Origin of the sequence: Hyphomicrobium sp. MC1 (assembly GCF_000253295.1) — a bacterium.
Taxonomy (GTDB): Bacteria; Pseudomonadota; Alphaproteobacteria; order Rhizobiales; family Hyphomicrobiaceae; genus Hyphomicrobium_B.
Map to the genome: position 1 here is coordinate 2,263,372 of NC_015717.1, position 16,147 is coordinate 2,279,518.

The 16,147-nt window shown below is 60.8% G+C and carries 18 protein-coding genes; 4 read left to right on the forward strand and 14 right to left on the reverse strand.

The window, feature by feature from the left end; genetic code table 11:
* Window positions 1–64: 64 nt before the first annotated feature.
* The 11 genes from HYPMC_RS10985 to HYPMC_RS11035 all read right to left on the reverse strand — a co-directional run bounded on the left by HYPMC_RS10985 (window position 65) and on the right by HYPMC_RS11035 (window position 9,810).
* On the reverse strand, window positions 65–769 hold the full coding sequence (locus HYPMC_RS10985; protein ID WP_013948007.1) for an HK97 family phage prohead protease: 705 nt from the start codon (window positions 767–769) through the stop codon (window positions 65–67).
* Between the two features lie 540 nt (window positions 770–1,309).
* A complete protein-coding gene (locus HYPMC_RS10990; RefSeq protein ID WP_013948008.1) occupies window positions 1,310–1,648 on the reverse strand; it encodes a hypothetical protein in 339 nt (112 codons plus the stop codon).
* A 606-nt stretch (window positions 1,649–2,254) separates the two neighbouring features.
* Window positions 2,255–2,533 carry a hypothetical protein gene (locus HYPMC_RS24225; protein ID WP_013948010.1) on the reverse strand — a complete coding sequence of 93 codons (279 nt, stop codon included), beginning with the start codon at window positions 2,531–2,533 and terminating at the stop codon, window positions 2,255–2,257.
* Between the two features lie 14 nt (window positions 2,534–2,547).
* Window positions 2,548–3,258 (reverse strand): RNase A-like domain-containing protein, encoded by a 711-nt coding sequence (locus HYPMC_RS25045; protein WP_371199595.1) that lies wholly within the window; start codon window positions 3,256–3,258, stop codon window positions 2,548–2,550.
* Window positions 3,185–3,520 (reverse strand): hypothetical protein, encoded by a 336-nt coding sequence (locus HYPMC_RS11005; protein WP_013948012.1) that lies wholly within the window; start codon window positions 3,518–3,520, stop codon window positions 3,185–3,187. The genes HYPMC_RS25045 and HYPMC_RS11005 overlap by 74 nt, the downstream gene beginning before the upstream one ends.
* 696 nt (window positions 3,521–4,216) lie before the next feature.
* Window positions 4,217–4,612, reverse strand: a complete 396-nt coding sequence (locus HYPMC_RS11010) for a hypothetical protein (RefSeq protein WP_013948014.1) — start codon at window positions 4,610–4,612, stop codon at window positions 4,217–4,219.
* Window positions 4,602–6,539 (reverse strand): phage portal protein, encoded by a 1,938-nt coding sequence (locus tag HYPMC_RS11015; RefSeq protein WP_013948015.1) that lies wholly within the window; start codon window positions 6,537–6,539, stop codon window positions 4,602–4,604. Before HYPMC_RS11015 ends, HYPMC_RS11010 begins: the two co-directional genes overlap by 11 nt.
* Window positions 6,540–6,682: 143 nt before the next feature.
* A complete protein-coding gene (locus HYPMC_RS11020; protein ID WP_013948016.1) occupies window positions 6,683–8,176 on the reverse strand; it encodes a DNA-packaging protein in 1,494 nt (497 codons plus the stop codon).
* The gene (locus tag HYPMC_RS11025; protein WP_013948017.1) at window positions 8,094–8,609 is read right to left on the reverse strand and encodes a hypothetical protein; all 516 of its coding nucleotides are present in this window, start codon (window positions 8,607–8,609) and stop codon (window positions 8,094–8,096) included. The genes HYPMC_RS11020 and HYPMC_RS11025 overlap by 83 nt, the downstream gene beginning before the upstream one ends.
* Window positions 8,610–8,865: 256 nt before the next feature.
* Window positions 8,866–9,297: a SufE family protein gene (locus tag HYPMC_RS11030; protein ID WP_013948018.1), complete on the reverse strand. Its 432-nt coding sequence runs from the start codon at window positions 9,295–9,297 to the stop codon at window positions 8,866–8,868.
* Between the two features lie 120 nt (window positions 9,298–9,417).
* Window positions 9,418–9,810: a DUF5330 domain-containing protein gene (locus tag HYPMC_RS11035; protein WP_013948019.1), complete on the reverse strand. Its 393-nt coding sequence runs from the start codon at window positions 9,808–9,810 to the stop codon at window positions 9,418–9,420.
* A gap of 257 nt (window positions 9,811–10,067) precedes the next feature.
* Here HYPMC_RS11035 and HYPMC_RS11040 point away from each other — a divergent pair, with 257 nt between their 5' ends.
* The 3 genes from HYPMC_RS11040 (at window position 10,068) to HYPMC_RS11050 (ending at window position 11,598) form a co-directional block, all read left to right on the forward strand.
* Complete coding sequence (locus HYPMC_RS11040) at window positions 10,068–10,799, forward strand: peptidoglycan-binding domain-containing protein (RefSeq protein WP_013948020.1); 732 nt, start codon at window positions 10,068–10,070, stop codon at window positions 10,797–10,799.
* Between the two features lie 33 nt (window positions 10,800–10,832).
* Complete coding sequence (locus HYPMC_RS11045; RefSeq protein WP_013948021.1) at window positions 10,833–11,177, forward strand: DUF1491 family protein; 345 nt, start codon at window positions 10,833–10,835, stop codon at window positions 11,175–11,177.
* 214 nt (window positions 11,178–11,391) lie between these two features.
* Window positions 11,392–11,598 (forward strand): hypothetical protein, encoded by a 207-nt coding sequence (locus HYPMC_RS11050; protein WP_024275922.1) that lies wholly within the window; start codon window positions 11,392–11,394, stop codon window positions 11,596–11,598.
* Window positions 11,599–11,828: 230 nt separating this feature from the next.
* Here HYPMC_RS11050 and HYPMC_RS11055 read toward each other — a convergent pair whose 3' ends face one another.
* The 3 genes from HYPMC_RS11055 to HYPMC_RS11065 are packed head-to-tail and all read right to left on the reverse strand — an operon-like array spanning window position 11,829 to window position 15,388.
* Window positions 11,829–12,386, reverse strand: coding sequence for a hypothetical protein (locus HYPMC_RS11055; RefSeq protein ID WP_013948022.1), 558 nt, complete (start codon window positions 12,384–12,386; stop codon window positions 11,829–11,831).
* Window positions 12,383–13,036 carry a DUF1214 domain-containing protein gene (locus HYPMC_RS11060; protein WP_013948023.1) on the reverse strand — a complete coding sequence of 218 codons (654 nt, stop codon included), beginning with the start codon at window positions 13,034–13,036 and terminating at the stop codon, window positions 12,383–12,385. Before HYPMC_RS11060 ends, HYPMC_RS11055 begins: the two co-directional genes overlap by 4 nt.
* Before the next feature lie 30 nt (window positions 13,037–13,066).
* Window positions 13,067–15,388: a transglycosylase domain-containing protein gene (locus HYPMC_RS11065; RefSeq protein WP_013948024.1), complete on the reverse strand. Its 2,322-nt coding sequence runs from the start codon at window positions 15,386–15,388 to the stop codon at window positions 13,067–13,069.
* Window positions 15,389–15,603: 215 nt separating this feature from the next.
* Here HYPMC_RS11065 and HYPMC_RS11070 point away from each other — a divergent pair, with 215 nt between their 5' ends.
* On the forward strand, window positions 15,604–16,125 hold the full coding sequence (locus HYPMC_RS11070) for a YcgN family cysteine cluster protein (RefSeq protein ID WP_013948025.1): 522 nt from the start codon (window positions 15,604–15,606) through the stop codon (window positions 16,123–16,125).
* Window positions 16,126–16,147 lie beyond the last annotated feature (22 nt).

The window sequence follows — 16,147 nt, forward strand, 5'->3', positions numbered from 1 at the left end:
CGATTTCGCAGGGGCCGCGCTCTGACTGGATCCCGGCCTGCGCCGGGATGACGGGAATTAGGAGTTACGCATGGAGCATCAGCCGCGCGGCGTCGCGGAAGCGAGAGGCGAGCACGGCATCGTCGTCGAAGGTCCGGCTCGCATCCCGCAGAGCCTTGAGACCAGGAAACCCTGAGTGAAGAACCGCGCGGGCTTCCGTTCGCGTCAGCCCAGCATCGCGCGTGAGCCAGCGCTCGAATTCTCGCATCGTCGGCGCGGTGACCGCGAACGGCCGCGTCTTAACGCTTTCGACGCGCGCGCCGGGCAGCATCGGAAAGGTGACGACGGAAATTTCCCAGAGATCGACTTTCTCCAAACGGCGCACGCCGGTTGACGCATCGCGCCGCGCCTTCACCGCCTTGAAGCCGATCGACAAGCCATCGAGCGCTCCGGCACGCATCAGGGCGAACACCTCGCGCGCTTTCGCGACCGCCGTCATCAATCTTCCGCGGACGTAGAGCCCGCGCGCGTCCTCGCGGATTTCGTCCCAGACGCCGATCGGCTCACCAGGATCGTGCTGAAACAGCATTTTTATGCGCGCGGCGCCTCGGTTCAGCAGGCTGTCGCGGAACGCGCCCGGCGCGATGACGTCGTGACCCAAGTCTTCGCGATTGAAGAGGCTCGCGTAGCCTTCGAACACACCATCATCGAGCGACTTCGCTTCAAGCGGCAGCGCGCGGCTGCGTTTGGCCAGAGATGCAGGCAGCAGAAAGGGTTCGGTCGAATGCATGAGCGAGTCCTTATGATTGTGCCTTGCGACTCCGCTGCGCGGAACCGGCCGCAAGGCACGTGTTTGCTGGACAATCAGAGCAAGTCAAAGCGCCGCGCGCGGTTGCCGTTGGTGGCAAGAAAGCTCGCGGCGTCATCGCGTCGAGCGTCCGGCTCGATGAAGGAAGAGTCGCTCGGCGCAATCAAAAGAGTGGCGTTTCCAGAGCGCGTCGCGTTCGGGGGCACCCTCGGGCTCAATCCATCTTCACATAATTCGCCTCCATCGGCTGTCCACCAATTCGGATAGTCGACGAAGGTCGGCGCGCCTATGCTACACGCGTTTGGCGATCGGTCTGGTTGCTTCCTGACGCAACGGCGCGGTCGGGCGTCGTGAAGAGGCCAAGCTCATCGTGGTAAGGATTGTACTTCGTGCCACCTGCGCTTCTATTTGCATCATAGCCCGCCGCTGCGCGCTTCTCCTCGGTGGTGAGGAAGCTCGCGGCTTCGAGGCGTTTCCAGAGCGCGTCGCGTTCGGGGGCGAGTGAGCCTAAAGACTCTCTACTTAGCTGGCGGCCGAATGTGTGGCCAAGCGTTCAATCTCTCCCAACGTCCAAGGAACGAATGGTCGAAGTCTTTGGCTATCGAGGTCCGCGATCATTCCGTCAAAAAGAAGGTCGTTTGGGAGATGGGCTTTATGCTGAAGTACGGCAGCGCAGTATGACGTCAAAGCATGAATCAATTCATTCAACCCCGAAGCCATTGATACGAGCGACTGCTCGGGTATCTCTGTTGAAGCATGCCGAAAATCGATCGTAATCGCATGCATTATTCGCTGCAGATACGCCACTCGTGCTTCATCAGTCTGCTGCAAAAACCAATCCTTTAACTCTGAGGAATCCATGTCAGTTAGAATCTCCAAACTAGTTGAGAAAGTCACTTCTTCTCGGCCGCACGAGAGGTGATGGTTTTAGCCCTCCAATATCACCGGGACCTCTCATTCCGCCGCTACCACCACTCATTCCCCCGCTGCCGGACGTCGGATACGGTGTTCGGGGCAGCGAATTTACGTCATAACCACGCTCTTGAAGGACTTTAACTCTCGTATTTCCCTACATAATCGTCGCGTCAGGTTTCACCAGCAATGGTGAATCCGCACCGGGTTTGAGGCTTTCAACGAGTGCTTCCGTCGGTTGTTTCCGCTGATGCTCAATCGACAGCTTCGCACTTCCCTGCTCATAAGTTGAATCCGGATGCAATCGACGCAGCGGAGCTTGCCCCTCAGCTTGCGCGAGGCGAACGCGGCCGTCGGAGGTGCCGCTGATGCCGCCGCCATCCGTCCATTGGCCGCCGCCCGTTTGGCCCGCGGGGACACGTGGTTGGTCTTCTCTATATTTTGCGCTCGACGACTCTCCTTCGTCGAGCCGGCCGCCGAGCGCATATCCCGCCGCAGCGCATTTCTCGTCTGTGGCGAGGAAGGATGCTCCTTCGAGGCGTCTCCTATTTGGAATTATCCTTTCGCTATATCGTGAATCTTCTGGAAAAAGTCACGAACGTGTTCGTCATGAACCCCATAGCCCGGGCTACCACTTTGCCAGATTTTTTTAAGTTCAGTGACGCTCGGATTTCGCGCAAGAACGTCTGCCAGAAACGCCTTCACAACGGCTTGTTCACGCTCTCCGCACAGGTGGAGAGATCGAGCAATCCAGTCTTCCTCATCTTTGGCTTCTAGATCGCTGCCTTGCCAGAAGCATTGTGTTAGGCGTTTGAATTCTTCAGGGACTTCCATCTTTCCACGTCCATTTATTTTGACCGCTCGTTTACCGGGTACGCCGTATAAACCGTATAACCGCGTGGTGATCTAGGGTCGTGCCTTATCAAGATTCCGGCCGCATAGGTCGGCCTGACAATAACGGGCTCATCAGGCCCGGTACGATACGCCTCCTTACCTGTGACGTATCCAAATCGCTCTGCCAACCAAGACTCGTCTTGTGAGCCGCTCGCTACAGCGTCGACACTTGGGGCATTTTTCTGCAATATTTGATTGGTGAAATCATTTGCAGCTTCCAAAGACGAAAAGGAATCTTGGGCATCCTTGTATAAGGTGACGAAGGTGCCTCGGATGACCGAGCGCTCGACAACTTCTCTAAGCTCAGCGTCGCTTTTCGCAACGTGATCTCGTTTGGCGTGACCGCCCCTTGCGTCTTCTTCCTCTAGGTTGATCGAATATTTTCGGGGATCATTTGCCTGTGCGACGCGGACACGGGCATCATTTGATCCTGACCCGCCGTCGCCCCCGTCTGTCCATGGGCCGCCGCCCGTTTGGCCTGCAGGGACGCGCGGTTGATCCTCGCGATATTTAAGTTGTGGTGAAACGCTGCCGGGTTGCGCATCATACCCCGCTGCCGCGCGTTTCTCGTCGGTGGTGAGGAAGGATGCCTCAAGATAGCTTTGACCTAGGCAGTCGCAATGCTTCTGCAGCCATGTAGGGAACGATACTTTGCGTTCCGGGATCTTCGATCAGAGCCGACAATCCCTCTATGAAAGTTTCGTCGGGCAAGTGCGGGCCGCTTTCAAGAACCGCCGCGGCATAGGACGTGAGATGTCGAGTGAGCTCATTTGCTTTCTTCGCCACACCAATGATCGCCTCGCTTTGTTGAGTGGATTCGGCACCGCGAAAATCCACAGTCATCGCATGAATTAAGCGTAGTACGTAGGCAACGCGCGATTGGTCTGTTTGCTGCAAAAACCAATCCTTTAGCTCTAATGAATTCATGTCGGTTTGAATCTCCAACAACTAATTAAGAAAGTCACTTCTTCTCGGTCGGAGGAGAGGTGATGGTTTTAGCCCTCCTCCAATATCACCAGGACCTCTTATCCCACCACTACCACCACTCATTCCCCCTCCTCCGCTGCGGAACGTCGTATACGGCGTGCGCGGCAGGGCATTGACGTCATAGCCTCGCTCCTCGAGAATTTTCACCCGCGTATTGCCTTGCATAATCGTCCCATCCGGTTTGGTGACGAGAGGCTCCCGGGAGCTTGGCTTCAGGCTTTCGACCAACGCATCGGTCGGTTGCTTTCGAAGATATTCTAGCGAATCTTTGGCGACCCTATCTGTTGCATATGTTTCATCTGAATGCAGACGCCGTAACGGCGGCGGAGTGTCATCCGCCTGTGCGATCTGCGCTCTCCCATTGCCCGCCGCACCTCCGCCGTCCGTCCATCGACCTCCATCTGGATTACCTGCGGGGACGCGCGGCTGGTCTTCGCGGTATTTGAGTTGCGGAGAGGCACTGTCGGGCTGGGCACCATATCCCGCAGCCGCACGTTTCTCATCGGTGGTGAGGAAGGATGCGGCCCTTACGCGCCGAGCGGCCGGCTCGACGAAGGAGAGTCGCTCGGCGCAACTAAAGAGAGGCGTTTCCACAGCGCGTCACGTTCGGGGGCGAGGGCTTCGATTTGGTCGAGGTCAATCCAACTTCACGTACTTCGGAAACTTGGGATCGGGACGCGCGAACCATGCGCCCTCACCGGCTAGCACAAGCGGATCGTCGGGAAGCGTAAGCCACTCCTTGACGACGCCTTCCGTGATCTCGTCAATTGTCGATCCGTATTTTGTCTCGTATGTGAACTCATATCCGTTGCCGGGTATATGGGTCACCGGAACCGCCCCTGCTTCGAGCAGGGCGCGAACAGAACGGCGCACATAATCAGTCAGTGCGTCGCCGGTAAGACCGAAATTAACGCGCCCGGTCGGCACAATGTGCATCAACGCCACTGCATCGTAGGGGAGCTCATTAGGATGCTGAGCTATAACCTCGCTCAGAGTTTCACCGGTCCGGCGATGGCGAGGCTCATTGGTCATTGAAGTGCACCTTATATCCATTTCCTAACGTCGAACCATCGAGTGATTTTATAACTTCAAGGGTTTCGCCGTGCTGTTCGCTCGTTCGCACACCTACAATTGAACCATCTGAACGACGAAACCATTTTCCAGTGTAGGCTGGTCGTGCCGGAACCTCGGTAGTTCCATCCAAGAGATCGGCTTTGAGCTTCTCGAAATCACTGCGATTGATGGTTCTGATTCCACTCGTAGCACCGCCCCTTCGTATGCCAAGTTCTTTCCCGCCTGGCTTCAAAAGATCTTCCAGCGTTTTTTCTGCGGGCTTCAGGACCTTTGGGTTTCGCAGCAAATAGCGCGCAGCACCCTGGATTATCTTTGCCATCGCAACGCGATCGCCGTCTGTCCATCGACCTCCATCGGGATTGCCTGCGGGGACGCGCGGCTGGTCTTCGCGGTATTTGAGTTGCGGAGAGGCACTGTCGGGCTGAGCATCATATCCAGCCGCTGCCCGCTTCTCGTCGGTGGTGAGGAAGGATGCGGCTTCGAGGCGTTTCCATAGTGCATCGCGTTCGGGCGCGAGGGCCTCGATCTGGTCGAGGTCCGGGCGAAGCTCCAGCAACATGTCCGTGCCTCGCGGCCGGCCGTGGTTTTTGTTTGCGCCGAGCGACTCCGCTGCGCGGAGCCGGCCGCTCGGCGCGCTAGATGTTGAGAAAGCAGGACTCAACCAGCTCGCCAGCGCCCGCGCCGTGCGGTTAACCAGCGGCAGCACGGTTTGCCGCCAGAAGGCACGCTGGGCTTCCTGATAATTGGAATACGTATTGTCTCCCGGAATTCCCAAGAGCATCGGGGGCACGCCGATGGCGAGCGCGATCTCGCGCGCGGCGGCGTTCTTCGCCTCGATGAAATCCATGTCCTTCGGCGACAGCGACAGCGGCTTCCAGTCGAGGCCGCCTTCCAAGAGCAGCGGACGTCCGGCGGCGCGCGCGCCTTGAAAGTTCGTCTCGAGCTCGCCTTTGAGGCGCGTGAACTGCTCGTCCGTCATCTGCCCGTTCGAGGCTGCGTAGACGAGCGCGCCGGAGGGCCGCGCGGAATTGTCGAGTAGCGCCTTGTTCCACCCCGACGCCGTGTTGTGAATGTCGATCGCGGTGGCAGCGGCCTCGATCGGGCTCATGCCGTAGTGATCGTTGACGGGATGAAAGAGGCGCACGTGCAGGATCGGGCGCACGCCATCGACGACGTCATCGATGAAGCGCACGCTTCGTCCGTTAGCGGTGTATTCGTAGCCTTCGGGCCAGCCGTCGAGGCCGGGGATCACCTTCATGCGGTCGGGGCGGAGAATGTGCAGCTCTCGCAACTCGCCATCGAGCGCCACCGCTTCGGCGTACGCGTTGCCCGAGACGAGGAGAAACCCGTACCAGGCTTCGAGGAAATCGGTGCCGGTGTGATCGAGGCTCGGCCGCCGGAGCAGCCCGATCAGCGGATGATCCTCGATCTCGCGCGTGCCCTCGTAGAGCAGCAAGGGGATCGAGGCGGCGGCCTCCGCTATCATGCGTACCGAGCGATAGACGATGGCATTCTGCATGAAGCCTTCGCGGGCGAAGGCAGCATAGTCGCGCGGCGCCCACACGGGCTCGCCGAGAGTGTGATAGGCGATGAGGGGACCCACGGAGGAACCCTTGTTGATCGTGTCTGGAGCTGAGCTTTTGATGGTGCCCGGCGACTCGCGTTCCGCGAGCCGGCCGCCGGGCACGGACATGTTGAAAGAGTCTTCGAACTGACCGGGCGCCTTCACTTCGCGGAGCCGGCCGGAAGGCGCGGATTGGTTGAGCGACGCACGTCCAACATCAATCTCGCTCGGCGGCCGGCTCGACGAAGGAGAGTCGCCGAGCGCAATCGAAGAGCTTGCGCGCGACGAGAATATTCTCGCGAACGTGTCGATCAACGACATGAACTGTCCTTTGAAATTTAAGGAAAGCGTTTGACCCACTCCGACCGTCATCCCGGCGGAGGCCGGGATCCAGCCAACCCGCGATACAGCAGATGTGGATCGTTGACTGGGTGCCGACCTTCGTCGGCATGACGGTGGTGCTGCTAAAGCATTCGAACAGAGGGTTTCATCGTATCGGCCAAGAGCAAATCGGTGATCGCCCAGACGAGCGCGTCGGCGCGATCGGGGCTGCGCCCACGCATCGTGCCGTCGGCGCCGAAGGAACACATCTGATCTTCGAGCGCATCGAAGCGTCCGACATGCGCCACGCGACCTTCCGCGTAGAGCGCCGCGACCGGCTCGGCGCGAACCCATTTTCCCCGCGTGGCGCGAACCTTGACAACGGGGAAATTCTCTCGAAACCTTTGCAAGACGGAAATGACGAGATCTCCGCCCTGATTGACTTCCGCTACCATGCGGTCGGCTTCATAATCATCGAACGCTCCCAGCGCCGCGTTCGCCCAGATCTCCGGTGTTCGGCCTTGGATCGTCCGATCGGCGAGAACGTAAGCGCGTTTATCGACGCCCAATCCCGCAACGATAATTCCGCAGGCGTCCGATGACGCAGTTGCGGTGACCGGCGGATCGAGCGCGACGACGATGCGCTGCATGTCAGGCGCGGCGTCGACGCGCGCCTCCTCGATCCAATGCCTGCGCCATAAACCGTCGCTTGCATCCTCGACGATCTCGCCGAGCAACTCCTGCCGCCCGATCGCGGAGCCCGCATAGCGCCGCGTCATCTCAGCGAGGAACGACGGCGCGAGGTTCGTCGCGTTGTCGGCGGTTGCGAGATTCACGGTCACGGTCGTCTCGTCAGCGATGATCTGTTTCAGCAGCTTGGTATTGCGCGGCGTCGTCGTCACGCAGACGCGCGGCGCATCGCCGAGACGGAGTGCAAACTGCAGCATGTCCCAGGCCCTCTCAGCGCCGCGCCACTTCGCAAGCTCATCGCACCACGCGGCCGTGAACTGCGGACCGCGCAGCGCTTCGGCTTCGTCAGCCGAGAACAATTCGGCGATTGCGCCACTCGGCCATGTCAGACGCCGCTTCGACGGCTCGAACTCCGGCCGCTCATGCGGGGGGTGAATTGCGAGCAGACCGGACTGGCCTTCGATCATCACATTGCGGACGTCGGCCAAAGTCTTGCCAACCAGCGCGATTCTTGGTGGCGCCTTGCGACTTCCCTCCGGGAAGCCGGCCGCAAGGCGCGGGCTTGTTTCGTCGTCACGGGCCAACCCCCGCACCCACTCGGCGCCTGCTCGCGTTTTTCCCGAGCCGCGACCGCTGAGAAGCAGCCACACGCGCCATTGTTTGATTGCCGCTTCCGACTCGCCTCCGACGAGCCGGCCGGAAGCGGCGGCCTTGTTGGACGAGTCTCGCGCATCATCGAGCGCACCCGGCGGCCGGCTCCCCGCAGGGGAGTCGCCGGGTGCAATCAATAAGGGTGCAATCTGATCGTCTCGCGCCCAGATTTCCCAGTCGTGGGCGATGAATTCCAATTCGGCGCGGGTCAGCTCATTCAGATCGTCGGCTAGGCGCCCGCTTGCGATTGAGGCGCTCAAGACGTTCCGCAATTTCGCGGCGTAGGTCTTCCGCATGCGCGAGCGCCTCCTTGGTCCTTGCTCCGCCTGCTCCCGTCGTTTTCCGTTTCGTCATCTCGCGTTGCATCTCAACGGCTTTCTCCAATGCGTTGACCATCTGCGACAGAGCCCGCGATGCGCGCTCGCGATCCTGGGACGTCAGCCCCTTCTGCTTCTCGAGCTTCGTCAGCTCGCCGTCGATCGTGTTGTAGACGCGCTGGACGAGGGATCTTTTCGTTGGCCCGGCTTTTGTTGGCCCGCTGCGACTCGCGTTCCGCGAGCCGGCCGCAGCGGGCGGGCTTGGGGCGTCGTTCTTTGATGGCGCACTCTTGGAGAGCATCTCGATCTTTTTCGCACCAGCGGTGAGCGTTGTGGCCGGTGCGTCGTCCGTCGTTGCCGTGCTGCGGGCCCGCTTCGCTGAGCCCGTAGCAGCGCGCGGGCTTGCTGCCATGCGCCGGAGACCTTTTTCAAATTTTGAATGGGAGCCGCGACGTGCGGATCACGGCCGAAGCCCGCTCTCACACTTTCCGCGTTATACAGAAATGATGCCTGAGAAGCGTCACGCTGTCAATCGACAAAATTCACATAAGCTATTGAAAATAAACATTAATATCAAGAAACTGAAATCAACCGGACAGTATAAACCGCACCGTTGGAGCGGGGATAAGTTTGGCGACATTTTTATAGAGCGTTGGACGCAACGAATTTTAAGCTGCGAGCATTTCGGCGGCGTCGGCGCGGATGCGCTTCACCATCGAAGCGAGGCCGTTGGAGCGTTGCGGCGTCAAATGTTCTTTGAGGCCCAAGCTCGCGAAAATGCCTTCGGCGTCGGTCTTCAGAATTTCATCGAGCGTCTTGCCACCGTAGATGATGAACAACAGCGCGACGAGCCCCTGCACGATATGGGCGTCGCTCATGCCCTGCATTTCGAGCTTATCGCCGGCGCTTGGCTTTCCCGCGTCACCGATCCGCCGCGTCGCCAGCCAGACCTGACTGGCACAGCCACGAACTTTATTCGCATCGGTCCGCAGCTCTTCCGGGAACGGCGGCAGCGCCCTGCCAAGCTCGATGACATAGCGATAACGGTCCTCCCAATCGTCGAGGAGCGCGAAATCGGCGCGGATGTCGTCAAGCGTCATGGAGAAATCCCGGCTTCGATCCCGACCACGTCGGACCGTTTCCCTACACATAGGGGGCCGGACAGGGAAAGAGCAAGGGCGACAGCCGGATCGTAAGCGGCGCGGCGCGCCGCTTAGCCGTCAAATACCGTTGCGGTTCGCGGATTTGCCGCGCCAGTCGGGCTGCTTGTCGAGCGGCGTCAGAGTGCCGCTGTCGCGTTCCAGAACGGCCGGAGCGAGGCGGCCGCCGGTCTTGCTGTCGTCGAGCTTCAGGCTCGCCGTGTTCATGCCGTCGCCGGCGTAATGCTCTTTCGCCATCTCATAGGCGAGCTGAGCGCCGAACTGCGCCTTGGCAACGAACTGGGTCCACAGCTCGGCACTCTTGGTGCATACGGTGGCGTTGCGGTCGCAGAAGGTGACGACCCATTCAGCTGTCGCTCCGGCGCGCTCATACAAATGCTGCTGCTGTTCCTTGTCGGAAGGAAGCAGTGCAATTCCGATTGCGGCGACAGTGGCTAGACGTAACAAACCCATAACACAAACCTTCGCGTCTGACGGCCAGGACACGCCCGGCACGGGAAGCGGATTGGACGAGGGCTTTTCCCCTCACCCTCATCGATACCAGCTCCGCATCAAGGTTAAGCTAGCCTGCGCCGCACAATTTGAACCGCATTTGCTTCGAATACGGGCGGCGGTTTTAACGAGTCTGAAACCGCTTTAAGCGACAGTTAAGGAGGTCTTAACGGCTGGCCCCGATAATCGTTCTCGGGGGAACGAGGGAACGTAGGCACATGACCGAGAGGGACCGAAAGCTTGCAGCCATCGTATCGCTGCTGGCGACCACGAGCGTAGCGCTGAATATGCTCGTTTTCCAGAATACGGGTGCCAAGACGAACAACGGCATCGAAACCGGCGGCATCACCACCGACCGTACGGCCTGGGTCGACGGTCCCGGCATCATTCTAGGGCCAACCGACCCTGGCCCCGGCGCGTCGGCGCAGTCCGCAGACGGCGTTCTGCCGCCCGCCCCGCTCAGCAGCAGCGACGACGCAGCTCGCGCCGAGATCACGAAGGGCGTGCAGCGCGAGCTGAACAACATCAACTACGAGCCAGGCCCGGCCGACGGCATTCTGGGCCTCGTGACCCGCGCCGCCATCTTCGCCTACGAATATGACAACGGCCTCGTGCTGACGAGCGAGCCGAGCGATCAGTTGCTGAGCCAGTTGATCCTCGGGTCGTCATCGCTGTCGCAAAGCTCGGCGCGTCCCGGCAAGACGATGACGCCCGATGCCGAGAGCCTCGTGCGGACCGTCAAGCAGCAGCTCGCGGGCCTCGGCTATCAGACCGGCGTGCCCGGTCCGGCTCTGACGCCGGAGCTCGCGCGTGCCATCCGCGAATTCGAGACGGATCAGAAGCTGAAAATTACGGGCCGCATTTCGGGGCCGATGGAAAGCCGCCTGCTTCGCCTGAAAAGCGAGCCCAAGGCGCGGCGCGATGCCATCGCCAAAGCTTCAAGCCGCTAGAGCCGGCGCGCGATCTTTTGCTAACGTGGCCGCATGCGTCTTAAATCTGAAATCTGGGTCAAAGCCTATTTGCGTCGCTGTCAGTACAACGGCGCAATGGGTGTGATTGCGCGCCATGGTGACGACGACGCCGGGGCGATTTTCATCAAGGTGGTACGGGCCGACGGCTCCGCGGCCGTCTTCTCGCCAGCGCCAGCGGGCCTCGACGATGCCGACTTCGACCGCCGGTGGGTGCCACGCTTCAAAAGCGAGTTCGTGCCCGAAGCCGAAGCAGAAGCCATGCTCAATCGCGAGGCCGGGTTCGATAGCGACATCTGGGTTGTCGAGATCGAAGACCGCGAGGGCCGCAACTTCCTCGGCGATGAATTGATGAAATAGCCACAGCGCGCCGCGCGCAGAATGGCACGGACATTTCCGCCGTTTACAAGCTCTTAACTTCTCGACGACTGTAATTCATCTGATGCGATGATTCTGGCGGCCGCAGCGCATACTCGCCACATTGGTATCGCGTCCTAAGTCCCGTGGCGGGAGCCTTCATGGCGGGGAAGTGCCGCACGATGCGAGCGATGCTCGCGTCTTCGGGGGATTGTCCATGGCGACAATACTGGAATTCAAGTCCGCGCCGAGGCCCACGGCAGCATCGATGCTGTCAGCGTGCGGGGCGGCAGCATCTGCAGAAATCGTTCTGTTTCCCGGTGTCCGGTACGAGCGGGACATCTACGAGCGGAACGGCCAAGACGATGCGGACGACCAACGCAAAGCGCAGCGTCACCGCAACGAGCCGGAACTCGAAAGCTGATGCACGCGCGTTCTCGTGCGCGTTGACGCATCGCGCGCCCGGCTTTTGCGCGGGGATTGCTGTCGTGGATGGCTTCCTGCGCGATCGTGATCTGGGTAAAGCCGTCAGCGGTTTCCCCTCGCAGAGGCTAGAAGCGAAATCGATCCTTCGGCATGACGCCGAGAATGACAGGCGGAGTGTACGCCCTAACTCCACCGTCACGGCCGCAGAGATGGCCGTCTACGACAAACTCATGCGCCGTCGAGTTTGCAGGCGGCTTTGGCGAGCACCGCGAGTTCGTCGGTGCGGTAGGGTTCACCTTTGTCGGGAGCACGAACGACGACGAGGCCCCTCGCGGCAGCAATCGTCTGCTGCGGGTCGACGTTCGCAGGGTTCGTCACCGGCAATCCCTGAAAGCGATCTTCTGATGAAATGATAGACAGGTCGATCGTCGTCTCGCGATCAGCGGAGGCAGCGGCGAAGTAGAGGTTCGTGCCGTCGGGCGCATAGACGCCGATGGTCCAGCCGAGATCGGGCAGCAGGGCTTTCACGCGCATCGTGCCGTTCTTCGTTTCGAACGGACAGAATGCATAGCGGGCGTCCGGCGCCAGGAACGGCAGCGGCTGCCGCCGCGGCGCGATGGCATCCGCGATCGTCATCTTGTTCTTGGGATAGGTGTGGGCGAGCCGCGTATAGGCCGAGGCGCGCGTGTCGTTGACAGCGAGAAACGTCATGACGAGATGCACGATCCCGGCCACGAGGAAGAAGATGATGAGCAATCGCCAATCGAAGCTGCGCAACAACCTCATGAGCAGCCCTCGCGCTTGATGATCGGCAGATCCTTGTTGCGCTCGGCGCGTTCTTCCGATGACAGGCCGGTCGCGGGATCGAGCACCGTGAACACCAGCACGAGACGGCCCGCGCCGCTTGTCGGCAGCCAGTTGCCGGGGCGCGCGTCGCGTCCGAGCGTGACGACGAAGGAGCCGTTCGGATTGGGGGCGATGGTGTCGGCGGTGAACTCGTAGCGGTCGGCATCGTTGGCGATGAGATTGCCGCGCGTATCGAACACGCCGATGCTCCACCACAGTCCGTGCATGTTCGCGCCGGTGACGACGTAATTGCACGACGAGTGCAGCCGCGCGCCTTCCGAATCCGTTCGCGCTTCGAACACACCTGCGCTGTCGGACGAGATCCGAAGCTTGCCGGTCGAGATCATGTGCGCCTTGGTGTAGGGGTCGGCGCTTTCGCGGCCGATGCGCGGCCACTGCTGCCATGGTCCATACGTCGCGACCGACAGCGGTGAGCCACGCGCAATCATATAGCGGCTTGACCATAGACCGGCGCCGATCGCGAGCATGACAACGAGCACGACCGTCACGGCACGTACGATAATGCCGACGATCGCGCGCAAGACGCTCAGTCTCGATGGGGCAGCAGGTTCAAGTCCGATCGATGCCACGTTCGTTTTGCTTTCCTATCGGATCCGCATTCAAGGCACCGCTGTCGCCGGGTTTTTCGCGCCGGAACCGCTAGCTGCTATTGGTGGCGACAGACCATCGGGCGGGATGCCGAACAAAGTCGCGCGCCGATCCGGCTTGGTCGCGGGCTGCGGCATGTCTTTCGGATCGACCGGAAGCGGCAAATGCGAAGCGCCGCCGCTGCCCGGGGCGGGCGCCGGTCCCTCGTCGTTAGCCTTGCGCAGCGCCGATGCCAGGACCTTCAAAACCTCGCGTGTCTTTGGCGGCATGATGCTCTGCGGCTTGGAAGCGTCGGTCTGCGCGGGCTCCAATCCCGCAGCCACCTGTTGCGCTCGGAGTTCGGCGAGCCGTTGCTGTTCTTCGACCTGCCGCGGATGCGGCGCAAGGCCTGGGATCGTCGGAATGTTCATGTCGGTGTGCGCGACAGTCATGACATCATGCCAGAGCGGGGCCGCCTGATGGCCGCCCGTCACGCCTGCGCGCATCGGCCGATTGTCGTCGTTGCCGATCCAGACGCCCGCTACGTATTTGCCGGTGAAGCCCATGAACCAAGCGTCTTTGGGTCCCGTCGACGTACCCGTCTTGCCCGCGACGTTGGTGAAGTCGAGGTTGGCCATGCCGCCCGTACCCTGCGTCACCACGCGATTGAGCATGACGTTCATCTCTTCTGCCACGTGCCGCGAGACGACTTGCGGCGTCGGTGGTTCGTCACGTTCGTGCGAGTAGAGCAGATCGCCCTTTGAGGTCGTGATATCGAGAATGCCATAGGGCTTGGCGAGCTTGCCGTCATTGGCGAACGTTGCGAAACCGCCAGTGTGCTCGAGGACCGTGAGACCGCCGTCACCGAGCGCCATCGAGCATGTCTTTTTCACGCCTTCGATGCCGAGGCGCTTCGTCATGTCGATGACCTTTTCGCGCCCGACGGCGAATGACAATTCTGCTGCGACAGTGTTGAGAGAGCGAGCCAGTGCGTTCCAGAGCGGGATGCGCGCGCCCGAGCCGCCGCCACCACCGTAATTCGACGGCGACCAGTTTCCGCACGACCGCGAGGCGTCGCGCACGATGGTGTCCGGCGTATAGCCGTTCTCCAACGCCGTCGCGTAGACGTAGACCTTGAAGGATGAGCCCGGCTGGCGTTTCGCGTGCGTCGCGCGGTTGAACTGGCTCTCGCCGTAATCGGGGCCACCGATGAGAGCGCGGACCTTTCCGTCGGTTTCCATCACGACGATGGCGCCGGAGTCGAAGCGGTCCGCCTTGCCGTCCTTGCGAAGCGCAGCGTTGAGCGCTTCCTGCGCCTGCCGCTGTAGCGTGAGATCAACCGTCGTCCGCGCCGTCAGCACGTATTGGTTCTTGCCTTCGGCGAGGCGCTGCACTTCCTCATACGCCCAATCGAGGAACCAGTCCGGACTGCTCGTCGCCCGTGCCTCGACGATTTTGGCCGGGTTCATTCGCGCGGCGTGCACCTGCCCTGCCGTGTAGTATCCGGCCTCGACGAGATTATCGAGAACCTGATTGGTTCGTGCCCGCGACGCCGCCAGATCGACCAACGGCGAATATTTCGTCGGCGCCTTGAAGAGGCCGGCCAGCACCGCAGCTTCGGCCATGTTGATGTCGCGGACGGACTTGCCGAAATAGTACTGCGAGGCGGCTTCGACACCAAAGGTGCCGCCGCCCAGATAGGCGCGGTCGAAATAGAGTTTCAGGATCTGCTTCTTCGAGTACCGGCTTTCGAGCAGGAACGACAAAAACAGCTCTTTGATCTTGCGCTGGATGGATCGTTCTGACGACAGGAACAGGTTTTTCGCGAGCTGCTGCGTCAATGTCGAGCCGCCTTGCACCACCTCGTTGGCCTGCACGTTGGTGACGAACGCGCGCAGCGTGCCCAAGACGTCGATGCCGTAATGCTCGAAGAAGCGCCGGTCTTCGGTTGCGAGCGTCGCCTTGATGAGCACATCTGGTATTTCGCTGAGCGGCACGGAATCGTTGTGCAGGATGCCGCGGCGGCCGATCTCATTGCCGTTGACGTCGAGGAACGTCACGGCATAGCGCCCGGTCGAAAACTTGCTTTCGTCGAACTCCTGGAAGGCGGGCAGCGCCAAGCCGTAAAGCACGACGAAGCCGCCGAACAGCATCGTCAGGCTTTCCGACGCAAATTCGTTCAGAAGCCGCCGCCAGCCGACAAGCTGAAAGCGCGCGAAAAAGCTCGAGCCGGCATTCCAATAGTCCTTGATGCGCGACCAGGCATCCCCGAGCGACGAATTGATTTTCGAATCAAGGGCGAGCCAGTCGATGAAGCGATCCCGTCCGCCCTGCTTGTGAAACCAGTCGTTCAAGAAGCGCCATCCCTTGCCGGCGTCTGTTGTATCAAGTCGCTCTTGTCACGCGCGAGACGCGGGCTTAAGCCCTTTACTGCAAGAATTTTATTTGCAACAGCAATTGCGACGCATCCGCCGGACGCGCCGCAAAGCGAGTTTGCCGACGTTAGACGTCGCAAGTCGACAAAATTGTGGTTATCCCGGCTCAAGCCAGAAGGGAAGAGCAAGACCTGATGTTGGACGGCAACGATCCACCGTTCTGGCGCACAAAAACGCTCGAAGAGATGAGTCCCGACGAGTGGGAGGCGCTGTGCGACGGCTGCGGCCGCTGCTGTCTCGTCAAGCTCGAAGACGAAGACACGGCGCAGATTTATCTCACGCGGCTCTCCTGCAGCATGCTCGACGTCCGCACTTGCCGCTGCAAGGACTACCCCAACCGCTTCGAGAAAATGCCAGACTGCCTGGCGATCGACATTCCGCGTGCGCGCGAGTTGTCGTGGCTGCCGAAGTCGTGCGCCTACCGCATCGTCGGTGAGGGTGGCGATCTGCCGTGGTGGCATCCGCTCGTCTCCGGCACGGCCGAGACGGTGCATCAGGCGGGCATCTCGGTCCGCAGCTTCGCCATGAGCGAGCGGCGCGTGAAGCAGGAAAACTACTGGAAGTACATCATTCCCGATCTGCCGGACGAAGCGGCGGAGCCGCCTCGCCCATCGCGTTCCGGCAAAGGCCGGAAGGCGGCCAAATCCGGGAAGTAAGTGAGCACGACGTCATCCTCGG